General features: G+C 51.3%; 8 protein-coding genes. 5 read left to right on the top strand and 3 right to left on the bottom strand.

From position 1 onward, the window contains the following. Window positions 1–603: 603 nt before the first annotated feature. Together BMY60_RS13755 and BMY60_RS13760 are read right to left on the bottom strand one after the other, a co-directional pair. A complete protein-coding gene (locus tag BMY60_RS13755) occupies window positions 604–1,401 on the bottom strand; it encodes an SDR family oxidoreductase (protein WP_090334402.1) in 798 nt (265 codons plus the stop codon). Between the two features lie 31 nt (window positions 1,402–1,432). Continuing rightward, complete coding sequence (locus BMY60_RS13760) at window positions 1,433–3,259, bottom strand: glycoside hydrolase family 15 protein (RefSeq protein WP_090334404.1); 1,827 nt, start codon at window positions 3,257–3,259, stop codon at window positions 1,433–1,435. 390 nt (window positions 3,260–3,649) lie between these two features. Between BMY60_RS13760 and BMY60_RS13765 the strand changes: the two genes are divergently transcribed. From BMY60_RS13765 to BMY60_RS13780, 4 genes are all read left to right on the top strand, one after another. Next, the gene (locus BMY60_RS13765) at window positions 3,650–4,330 is read left to right on the top strand and encodes an arginine N-succinyltransferase (protein WP_090334406.1); all 681 of its coding nucleotides are present in this window, start codon (window positions 3,650–3,652) and stop codon (window positions 4,328–4,330) included. Window positions 4,331–4,568: 238 nt separating this feature from the next. Beyond that, the gene (locus BMY60_RS13770) at window positions 4,569–5,216 is read left to right on the top strand and encodes a MotA/TolQ/ExbB proton channel family protein (protein WP_090334408.1); all 648 of its coding nucleotides are present in this window, start codon (window positions 4,569–4,571) and stop codon (window positions 5,214–5,216) included. Continuing rightward, window positions 5,203–5,604, top strand: a complete 402-nt coding sequence (locus tag BMY60_RS13775; protein ID WP_090334409.1) for an ExbD/TolR family protein — start codon at window positions 5,203–5,205, stop codon at window positions 5,602–5,604. Before BMY60_RS13770 ends, BMY60_RS13775 begins: the two co-directional genes overlap by 14 nt. 28 nt (window positions 5,605–5,632) lie before the next feature. Beyond that, the gene (locus tag BMY60_RS13780; protein ID WP_090334414.1) at window positions 5,633–6,529 is read left to right on the top strand and encodes a hypothetical protein; all 897 of its coding nucleotides are present in this window, start codon (window positions 5,633–5,635) and stop codon (window positions 6,527–6,529) included. Between the two features lie 128 nt (window positions 6,530–6,657). Here BMY60_RS13780 and BMY60_RS13785 read toward each other — a convergent pair whose 3' ends face one another. Further along, a complete protein-coding gene (locus BMY60_RS13785) occupies window positions 6,658–9,099 on the bottom strand; it encodes a choice-of-anchor D domain-containing protein (RefSeq protein WP_090334411.1) in 2,442 nt (813 codons plus the stop codon). Between the two features lie 467 nt (window positions 9,100–9,566). Here BMY60_RS13785 and lysS point away from each other — a divergent pair, with 467 nt between their 5' ends. Next, the gene (gene lysS / locus BMY60_RS13790; RefSeq protein WP_090334412.1) at window positions 9,567–11,078 is read left to right on the top strand and encodes a lysine--tRNA ligase; all 1,512 of its coding nucleotides are present in this window, start codon (window positions 9,567–9,569) and stop codon (window positions 11,076–11,078) included. Window positions 11,079–11,248 lie beyond the last annotated feature (170 nt).

The following is an 11,248-nucleotide window of genomic DNA, read 5'->3' on the forward strand; positions in this document are numbered from 1 at the left end:
GCGGCTATCTGGAATTTCAGTATATGTGCATGGGATTTATGCTGTGGAAAGATGATTTATGATTATCACTGTTGATATTTGTGGGTAATAGGCAGCTCTAGAAAGCGTACCGGTTTTAGCCAGGCACTATGTTTTGATAGTTAGTCAACATGTAAAATTTATCAGGGATCCGCGCCAATATTTTTCAGCGTAGATCCCTGCGTTGCTGTTAACGTCTCTTTTGAAGATGATTGAAGTGGCAACGTTTCCAGTTATGTCACTATAGGCAAGATAAAACGGGCCTCTTGCAAGATTATTCACATGTTAATCGCAAAAAGGCCGGTCTTTTGATCGACAGTTCTGATTTTGTATCGTTACGGGCTAGAATCCATGAAAACCAATAGGCATAATAGCTACAGGCCAACATCTAGTGTACTGATGTGATATTCAGGCTGGTACCCTATCCATATGATATTGCCGGGTTCAGTGCGCTGTCAGTGAACATGGCAAGGCCTGCGGAAAGCAACGGGCAATGGCTGCGCAATGTGCAAGCAAGCGCCGTAACACGCTGATCATGTGACGGTGCATCCTCGTGACCGTTGAGTGGGCTGGCTTTTCAACGCGCTAGCCGCCATGTGCGAAATCGGCAAAAAGCTCCATACCGCCGTCAACAAAAATGGTTTCACCGGTAATATAATCGGCTTCGTCGGATGCGAGCCAGGCTGCAGCAGCGGCGATATCCTCCACTTTTCCCGGACGGCCATACGGAATCTTGCGCATAATTTTGTTTCTGGATTCCGGGTCCCGGAAGTTTTCGATATTGATCGGGGTTTTAATCGCACCCGGCGCGATTGCGTTGACACGTATTTTGTACGGCGCAAGTTCCTGAGCAACCGTTTTCATCAGCATTGCGGCACCGGCTTTGGCAGCGCAGTAATTGGCGCGCCGTGACCATGGAATGTTCTGATGCACCGAGGTGATGAACACCATCGCACCCGGCGATCGCTCGCTGTCTTCCGAAGACTGCTGCATGAAAAGCCGCGCGGCTTCACGGGCGCATAAGAAATGTCCGGTCAGATCGACATTAATCACCGCGTTCCAGTCGTCCAGCGTCATATCGATAAAATCGCTGTCCTGCTGCATGCCGGCGTTGTTGACCAGCACATCCAGCCCGCCAAACTGATTTCTAATGGCTGCGAACAGGCTCACGACACCGTCTTCCCGGCTGATATCCGCCTGCATGCGCACAGCGCTGCCGCCCTGCGCTTTGATTGCGCCGGTCACGGCCTCGGCATCGTCTTTGCGGTCGAGATAATTGACAATGACATGGCTTCCTTCCTGTCCGAAACGCAAGGCAACCGCCTTGCCGATGCCCGTGGCGGCGCCGGTGATCAGGACAATTTTATTGTTAAGTGACTGCATCCGCTCAGTATTTATCAGAAATTTTTTGCATTCAGGAACGGCCGTCCTGCGCCAGCAGTAACTGCAGCTGGTAAGCGGCGCTGATCAAGCCAAGGTGCGTAAACGCTTGCGGGAAATTACCCAGCTGCTCGCCTTTCAGGCTGATTTGCTCGGAATACAGTCCCAGATGATTCGCATAACCCAGCATTTTTTCGAAATACAGAATTGCTTTATCGATCTCTCCCGATTTGGCCAGACATTCGATATACCAGAACGAACACATCGAAAAAGTGCCTTCTTCACCGGAAAATCCGTCGCTGGCGCCATTATTTAGATTATAACGATAAACCAGAGAATCCGTGATCAACTCATTCTCTATGGCCTGAAGTGTCGATATCCAGCGCGGTTCATTGGGACTGAGCATACGCACCAGCGGAATCAGCAGCGCGGATGCATCCAGCGTAGCGGCGCCACGGTATTGCACAAAGGCCTCGCACTCCGGATTCCAGAAATTGTAGTAAACATCGTTAAACACATCGTTGCGCGCTGCCCGCCAACGCTCCAGCGGCGCCGGGAACGAACGGCCTTCGGCAATCCTTATCCCGCGGTCGAGCGCAACCCACGACATCACCTTGGAAATAAGAAATTCCTTTTCACCGTCGCGCACTTCCCAGATACCACGATCCTTTTGCTGCCAATTTTCGCACACAAAGTCGATGAATTTCGTCAAACTCAGCCAGAAATCGTAGCTGATCGGCTCGGCATTTTTGTTATACAGATAAATTGTGTCGATCAGTTCGCCAAATATGTCGAGCTGGAACTGATCGTACGCGCCGTTGCCCGAACGCACCGGCGCGGAACCTCTGTATCCTTCAAGATGCGGGATTTCCGTCTCCTCGAGATCGGACGCGCCGTCGATCCGGTACATGAGCTTGAGTTCGTCAGCCGCGTCGATCTCCAGACTGCGCTGCTGTATCCATTGAATAAACTGGCGCGCTTCGCAGGTATAGCCAAGCCGCAAAAAACTGTGCATGGTAAACGCTGCATCGCGGATCCAGGTATAACGGTAATCCCAGTTGCGCTGTCCGCCGATATGTTCCGGCAAACCGAATGTGGCGGCGGCAACGGTTGAACCGTAACGGCAGGATGTAAGCAGCTTCAGCGTAATCACAGATCGTCTGACGATATCCTGCCAGCGACCGCTATAGGCCGATTGATTGGCCCAGTTCCGCCAGAAATGCAATGTACTGTCAAAGCTTTTTTCAACAAACCGTCCAAGATCGTCGATGACATCCGAATATGGCTGATCATCCGATAACAGCACGAAACTGATTTCGTCCCGTGCTTTCAGACAAGCCTCAGCCGACAGACGATCTTTTTCCACCTCGAAATCAACCGAGCATATCAGGCGAAACGCCTGTTTATCGCTCCCCTCGCTTTGAATCGCCAGGCTGCCATTTTCTTTGTCGACGTGAAATCCATGCTTGCCATAGTCGAAACGCGGTTTCAGTTCGACCCGCACCGTATGATCACCTTTGATGATTTTAAGCTTTCTGATCAGCGCAAACCGGCTGTTTTCTTCATTGACAGGCATAAAATCGGTCAATTCAGCAATACCCACATTGGTCAGATAGCGGGTGATCAGAATAGCGGTATCGGGCAGATACAACTGCTTATGATTCACTTCCTCACACTCGATTTCAATGGAAAAAAAACCGCCTTTGTCCCGGTCGAGCAGCGCGGCAAAAATGGTCGGCGAATCAAAACGGGCATACGGCAGAAAATCGATGGTTCCGTGCTTTGATACCAGCGCGGCTGTTTCCAGGTTGCCAATCAGGCCGTAATCTTCGATTGGACAGTATCGGTTTGGCGTTTTCATAGCGGTCCGGGTTAGGTGGATGGCGTATTGCCACACAGTTTATACCATATCAGCCTATAAAATCGGTTAAAATGCAGCTTAACTTGGATATTGCATCAGTTGTTGGCAGTTAAATTGCTGAACTTGTTTTGAGTTGAGCGTGCCCGCGGCCGCAGGCGCAGTTATTCTGCGCGGCATAGGGAGCATGTGCGCCTAATTCAAGACAGGGCACGTTAAAAACCGGCAAGTGGATCCGTGGGTACAAACTGTATTTTCGTTAGAATCCATGGAAACCAATACAATAGACATAATAACTGCAGACCAAAATCAAGGGTGTCGCCATGTGTTATGTGCAATATTGGGTTAGTATCATAATCAACGAAGCACTTGTAACAATTTGAAGCGGCCTTTATGAACTGGACTCATGTACTTCTTATTGTCTTTATCACCATGGTGATCACCATCGTCGGCACCTACTGGGTGCTCAAAACGCATGTGTTTGCCTCCGCGTTCATACCGGTTTCACTCAGTACAAAAGAGAAACAAACACTCGAAGCCAAGCTTGACAAGCTGGGCTATGGCTATACACAGGGAACGCAGTCACCGTCCTATCATCAGGAATACACATATCAATCGCAGGACGATGCGTATTATGAAGACGGCTTTTTGCAACCCGAACCCTATACCGAGGCGGGTGCTTCACGTGAAATCAGTTTTACCGAACGCGAGCTGAACGCACTGCTGGCCAAAAATACCGATCTGGCGCGCAAGCTGGCTATCGATCTTGACGAGGGACTCGTCAGCGCCAAACTGCTGGTGCCGCTCGCGGAAGAATTCCCGGTACTTGGTGGTAAAACGTTGCGTTTCAATGCCGGTGTCGGCATGGCGTACCGCAATGGCAAGCCAGTCATTGTCCTCAACGGCATCAGTATGATGGGTGCGCCTATTCCCAACGCATGGCTGGGCGGGTTGAAAAATATCGATCTGGTGAGCGAATTCGGCGCAGATCCCGGATTCTGGCAGTCATTCTCCGAGGGCATCGAGCATATTCAGGTGTCTAACGGCCGGATCACCATCAAGCTCAGGGAATAACCCCGCATCGACAGCAACGCTGTGCAGATCGCCGCATTGTCTGTCGCTGTCATATTCTTCAATTCCAATTTTTCCCGCTACAACAGCATGTCAGCTATGGCAGAATCGTGGTTTTTCGGCACCGGGAATTCATGCCTGTATTTATGTTCAAAACCCGCACATGTTCGAATAAAAACGATTCATGCCAAGCTGAGCGGGTCATAACATTATCTCTGTTTTTCCAATCTGGAGTGAATCTATGGAATATCTGAATCAAGCCTGGATCATGCTAAAACTAGGCGGCATCATTATTTTGCCACTGTCCTTGCTGGGCATTATCGCACTGGCGATAATGCTGGAAAAAGCGTTCGTCTACTGGCGCTTCGCACGGCTTTCGGGCGAACTGTTGAATCTCATCGAAACCTACGGTTTTAAATGGGAGGATCTGGAAAAATTTCTGTCCGGGCTGGACAGGCGGCATTACTACAAACGCTTTTTTGAAACCGTGATCACCAACCGGCATCAACCGTCGTGGTGGACCGAATCGCGCGCGGCGGACGAGGCGCAGATGATCGAAGAGTCCCTGTCGCGTCGGCTCTGGGTGCTGGAGACAATTGTCACCGCCGCTCCCTTGCTGGGACTCGTCGGCACCGTCGTCGGCATGATGCGCGCGTTTCAGGTGATCGGCAGCGAAGGCATCGTCAACCCGACCGCAGTAACAGGCGGCGTGGCCGAAGCGCTGATTGCCACCGTGGCCGGCCTGTCGATCGCATTGATTGCGCTGTTCGGATTCAACTATTTCTCGCGGCTGCAATCGCAGACCATGGACGAAATGGAACGTCTCGGCACGCGCCTGATCGATCATATCCGCCTGGATCAAAAGGAAGATATTCATGAAACTGCGTAAAACCAGAGCGCCCCGTAAAGGCTATATCCAGATTATTCCCATGATCGACGTCATGTTCTTTCTGCTCGCGACATTCATGCTCGCCTCGCTGTCGATGCAGAACCTCGATTCGCTACAGGTCAACCTGCCCAAAGGACAAGCCGAAAAACTCAGCGCAGAGAAGCCGATCACACTCACATTGACCAAGGACAGCGAGATTTACATCAACAAGGAATCCGTTACGCTCGAAACCCTCGCCGTAAAACTCAAGCCGCTGCTCGAGGACGCCCAGCCGAAACTGATCGTATCGGCGGACAGCGAAGCCCCGCAAGGCATTGTGGTGCAGGCGATGCTGCGCGCGCGCCAGGCAGGTGTGCAGCAGTTTCTGATCGCGGTGCGGCACAAATAAGTCCGCAATGCCCGTACAGTCTGTGACAATGACCAGCACCCAGTCAAGGGAAATCCGCCTGTGGTGGCCGCTCCCGCTGGCGGCCCTGATCTGGCTGCTGATCATCTGGACAGTCGGTTTTTTCCTGTCGCAATCCGATGAGGAGATTGATGCAGCCATTTCAGTGCCGGACGCCATCGAAGCGGAATTTCTGGAACTTCCGGAAGAAACACCGGCACAGGAATCAGCGCCGCCACCCAGCAAGGGCATTGAAAAACAACCCGAAATCCCGCCGCAGCCAGAACCCGCGCCTCAGCCTCCGTCGCCGCGCGCCAGGCCGGCTACCCCGCCAACAGTCATGCCAGAAGCTGTTGCAACACCCAAAACGCAGACGCCAAAGGAAAAAACGGCAACCGAGACTGTGCGGCCGCAAGATACCGCCGCGCCAACCGATTTGTCCGAGTATATCGACCAGAGGAGGCCGCAACCGCAACAATCCGCTGTTCCGAACCGGCCAGCCGGCATTTTCGACGGCCCCGAATACGCTCGCAACACAAATACGCAACCGCAGCCTTCCGCAGAGGAAGTCCGCATGGCGAAAGTACGGCGCAACCTGCAAACGCCAGGCACCAGCGGCATTTTCCAGATCCTCGAGATACGTTCGAGTTACGCGCGCTTCTCATTCCGCGCGTGGACCACCGGCGTCAGCAATCCGCGCCGTGAAATCATCCAAGTCGAAACGGAGCCGGGCGGGGACATCGAACGCGCCGTGATCCGCCGCATGATCCAGCTCATCCGCCAGTACCACCAGGAAGATTTCAACTGGGAATCGCGCCGCCTCAACCGTGTCATCGTCCTCTCCGCCCGGCCGGGAGATCAGGAAGGGCTGGAAAACTTTCTGATGCGCGAATTTTTCGGCGAACCGCTGCCGCCGTCCAGACGATAATAATGATCGGGTCATGGTGATGGGATTTCGCCCATCACCTCTCCCCCACATCACCGGACATGCAGTTTTCCGCATCCGCGGTTGAACCTGCGCGCGCAAATGCACGTACCGTATGACGACACCTCCTACTACACATCGTTGCATTCGTCCCAGCAACAAGCGTCGATACTTTGTGCGCTACAATAAGAATTCACGTGCTTCTCACAGCATTCTTTTCGGCAATCATTGCTTTCCTCGTTGTATCCTTGGCCACCCCATACCGTATATGCCATAACATCGAGTATCTTGACCGGAGTATCCGGATCGTCGCTCTTGATGACCAGCTCGCAGCTTCTCGGACATTTTTCCGTCGCTTTGTACCGGATCAGCACGTTCAAACACGCACCGGGGTGCAACATTGCGGGGAAAGGATTGTTGACCAGTTTCCAGTGCTCACTGTTACGTTTGAATCCAACATCGTAAACGCGAAGCTTGCAGTCTCCCACGTTACAGATTGAAATGGTACGCTCTCCGGCGCAGCAGGCCTTTACGCCGCCAATGCAGGTCGAGCCGGTAACAACAAGCTTTCCGGAGGGGGCGCTACCAAAAACATCTATGCGTTTGGGGCCGTTGGGATCGTCGCTTGCGATAGTAATCGTGGCTGATTTTGCGCCGAAGCCAATGGGTTGAAATCGAATCGGAACCTGTAATGCACCGCCCGCATGGACGAAAATCGGAAACGATACAGTGCCCGCGACCATGAACTCAGCGGAAGATGAATTAATACCTGTTATCGTCAACGGACAGCGCCCGCTGTTACTCAAGGTAATCATCTGATCCTTGAAAGATTCGATACACACGTCGCCGAAGTCGCCTTTATCCGCGATGAGCGTAACCAGTCTCGGCGGGCTGGCCTGGCCCGACACCTCCACCATTTTTTGCCCGTTTGGATTATCACTAAACACCGTTAGCGTTGATGTCTTTGGGCCAAAACCGGCGGGCTGCAAGCGGATCGGCACATGCACAGCCGTTCCGGCTTCAATGGTCATTGGATACGACATTACGCCGGGAAGAACAAACTCCGGAGACGATGAAGTTAAATTGGTCACTTTGAGCCTCGCGTTGCCGCTGTTGCTCAGAACCAGGATCATATCCTTAAAGGAACCGATGCAGACGTTGCCGAAGTCACCATTGTCGGCGATCATCGTGACCAGCCTCGGTAATTCCAGAGTATTTTCAATTATCGAACGCAAGTCCGGCATCACGCCGATGAACCCGGCGACATCCGGTCCTTGAGGAGTACCCGTAGCCGGGTTCGACAATAAATCACGCATCCGGGAAGGGGACAGCCGGCCGGGAGTATTGGCTTTGTACAGCCCTTGAAGAATAACCGCAGCGCCTGTAACAATGGGCGATGCAGAGCTGGTGCCATTAAACGAACCGGTGTATGTCCTGTTATTGTCACCGCCACCATTGTCGAGGTCTCCGTAGCCTGCTGTGGTAACGTTCTCGCCCCAGGCATAACAATCGATGCGACTGCCAAAATTGGAAAAGCCGATACGATTATGCGGTAAAGATGAAAAAGAAGCACCAACCATAATTGCTCCTGAATCCTTGAAATCAGCGCTCGCGCGACTCAGGACGAAGTTGCCTCCACCGTCGGTATAGTTGTCGAGATCAACCCCCCCGTTTCCAGCGGCTTCCACGACGATGATCCCCAAGGCGACGGCAAGCCGTATCGCGTCGAAATCCGCAACATCGGTTTCCGTGGGTAGAAGTCCTTTTTGAATCTCCAGCAACAGCACATCGCCAGGCTGCAGTGTCGGCAGGGCACCTACGATTGCGTCAGCGACGTTTCCCGATGAGCTGCTGGCGGTATCCCAATGACTTGTGACATTTACCGACGACACGGATGGCGCTATCCCTACAACACCAACGGTATTGTCGTCAGCAGAAACTTCTCCCAGTACCGCGGTGCCATGGTTTCCGACATAAGTGCCAATGCCGTCACGATTGTCTCCATACAGGAGCGCTGGCGATTTGTTCGCATAGTCCTCGTGATTCAAGAACCACCCTTGTTCCAGGTCGACAAAACCCACGCCAGCTCCTTCGCCATTTAATTGCGTCCAGGCCCAGCGGGCGTCTATGCCATCAGGAGCCGGGTCCTGGTAGTTTTGACTGGCGTTAAACGGATCATCAGCCGGGTTAACCACGGGATCCGTGGCCTCTAGCTCATGATACGCAATGTCCACTTCGTCAAGGGCATTGAAATCTTTGACGATCTGATCCGCCTTTTTTGCCACATGGCGAATATCGAGCTTCCAGTAGGAAGTCAGGCTATGTAGTGGCGACAGTTCTGTTCGCGCCACCTTTCGTTCCAGCTCCAGTAACTCTTTTGGTGGTAAAGCGCGAATAACCGGCCGTGTATCCTTGATGTCAAATCTATCAAGCAGCCTTTCGATGCCATCCATTTGGCACCCGGCCGCATAAGACCGTAATGATTCCATTGACTCGACCGCAACATCGGACCGCCGCACGAGTCGAATGATGATAAATCCGCTATATTGCGATCCGGATTTCCCTGTTTCCATGTCAACCTCCTTTTAATTGAGACGATGAATATATGCCTTGAGGAGACGTGCCCAGGATCACATGCCAAAACAACCGTGCCGGGCAGACCTGAAGCCAGGTGACCAGCCAGCCTGATTTGGCCTTGGTGAATACGGCTGCAACATCATAGTTGTGCAATATGCGTCACACTCCTTTGAGCTACGTGACACGATTGGATACAGCTACGTAGCACAGTGACATACAGGAAAGATAAACACCTTTTTTCGTTAATCTGGTAAGTACTATATATTTAATCGCCTAATGACGATGTGAGAGATATCACAAACAGAGTGTTTTTTTCACTCCACTATCACCATCCATCACGGTGGAAAATTTCTTTTTGCAATAAATCACGGCCTTAACGCGTATAATAACGCCCAATTGCGTTGATAATTCAACTCAAGAAAACGACAACAACATCCATCAATTTGTACACAACTGACCGAAAATGACTGAGGAAAACCCATCCGCCCCATCACAGCACGATGAAAACCAGATCATCGCCGAACGCCGCGCCAAGCTCACAGCATTGCGGCAAAATGGAAATGCATTTCCAAATAATTTTCAGCGCAAAAATCTGGCGGCAACATTACATGCACAATATGATGAACAGCCGAAAGAAACATTGAATCAACAGTCTATAACTGCCAAGGTTGCCGGTCGCATGGTGCTCAAACGCGTCATGGGCAAGGCAAGTTTTGCAACCATCCAGGACATGAGCGGACGCATCCAGTTATATATTTCAAACGACCTAACCGGTGAAACAGTTCATACAGCATTCAAGCATTACGACCTTGGCGACATTCTTGGTGCGGAAGGAACGCTGTTTAAAACCAAAACAGGCGAATTATCTCTGCGGGTTACTGATCTGCGTCTGCTGACAAAATCTCTGCGCCCGTTACCGGAAAAATTCCATGGCCTTACCGATCAGGAACAAAAATACCGCCAGCGTTACCTTGATCTTATTACAAATGAGGAAACGCGCAGAGTTTTTACTCTGCGCTCGAAAATCATTCAGGCCATACGCGATTTTTTCGTCGCGCGCGATTATCTCGAAGTGGAAACACCAATGATGCATCCGATACCCGGTGGCGCTACCGCGCGCCCATTCGCCACACATCATAACGCACTTGATATGACTCTGTTTCTCCGTGTAGCGCCTGAACTTTATCTTAAACGCCTAGTCGTCGGCGGCATGGAAAAAGTTTTTGAAATCAATCGCAACTTCAGGAATGAAGGTATTTCCACACGACACAATCCCGAGTTTACCATGCTGGAGTTCTACGAAGCATATCAGGACTATAGCTATCTGATGGATTTCACTGAAGATATGTTGCGATCCGTTGCCCAAACCGTATTGGGGACCACAATATTACATTATCAGCAACAGGCCATTGACTTCAGCAAGCCGTTTAAACGGATGACTATCACACAGGCAATCATGGCTTTTCACCCGGAATACACCGAGAACGAGCTATCAAATCGCGACTTTTTAATCGGCCGCCTAACTCAACTTGGCATTCATTACAACCCCAGCGAGGGAATCGGCGGTCTACAATTATCACTATTTGACGAAACGACCGAACATTTACTGTTCGAACCAATATTTATCATTGATTACCCTGCAGAAGTTTCTCCTTTGGCCCGGCGCAATAATCATAACCCGAATATCACAGATCGATTCGAGCTGTACATCGCAGGCCGCGAAATCGCCAACGGATTTTCCGAATTAAATGATCCCGAAGATCAGGCGGAGCGCTTTCGCGAACAAGCAAAAGCCAAAGACGCAGGCGACCTCGAAGCCATGCATTATGATGCTGATTATATCCGCGCGCTAGAGTATGGTTTGCCACCTACCGCAGGGGAAGGTATTGGCATAGATCGGCTGGTGATGTTATTTACGGATAACCCAAGCATCCGTGATGTTATTCTGTTTCCGCAATTGCGCCGGACAGATTAACAGCTTCATTATACAGCTCATGCCTGCGAGCTTTTTACCCTAAATTCCTCAGTTAGCTGGAATCAAATGCCAACGTAGCGGGAAATGAATCAAGAAATTGTGATTTCTGGGGTTTGCTGGCAATAATTTTACTGATGATATAACGCACCAAGGCTGGCCAGCGACCTGCT

It is taken from the genome of Nitrosomonas sp. Nm51 (genome assembly GCF_900111165.1).
Classification (GTDB): domain Bacteria; phylum Pseudomonadota; class Gammaproteobacteria; order Burkholderiales; family Nitrosomonadaceae; genus Nitrosomonas.

What these genes read in the sequence shown, in the direction of transcription:
- BMY60_RS13755 (WP_090334402.1), bottom strand. Translation starts at nt 1,401, where the DNA reads ATGCAGTCACTTAACAATAAAATTGTCCTGATCACCGGCGCCGCCACG.
- BMY60_RS13760 (WP_090334404.1), bottom strand. Translation starts at nt 3,259, where the DNA reads ATGAAAACGCCAAACCGATACTGTCCAATCGAAGATTACGGCCTGATT.
- BMY60_RS13765 (WP_090334406.1), top strand. Translation starts at nt 3,650, where the DNA reads ATGAACTGGACTCATGTACTTCTTATTGTCTTTATCACCATGGTGATC.
- BMY60_RS13770 (WP_090334408.1), top strand. Translation starts at nt 4,569, where the DNA reads ATGGAATATCTGAATCAAGCCTGGATCATGCTAAAACTAGGCGGCATC.
- BMY60_RS13775 (WP_090334409.1), top strand. Translation starts at nt 5,203, where the DNA reads ATGAAACTGCGTAAAACCAGAGCGCCCCGTAAAGGCTATATCCAGATT.
- BMY60_RS13780 (WP_090334414.1), top strand. Translation starts at nt 5,633, where the DNA reads ATGACCAGCACCCAGTCAAGGGAAATCCGCCTGTGGTGGCCGCTCCCG.
- BMY60_RS13785 (WP_090334411.1), bottom strand. Translation starts at nt 9,099, where the DNA reads ATGGAAACAGGGAAATCCGGATCGCAATATAGCGGATTTATCATCATT.
- lysS (WP_090334412.1), top strand. Translation starts at nt 9,567, where the DNA reads ATGACTGAGGAAAACCCATCCGCCCCATCACAGCACGATGAAAACCAG.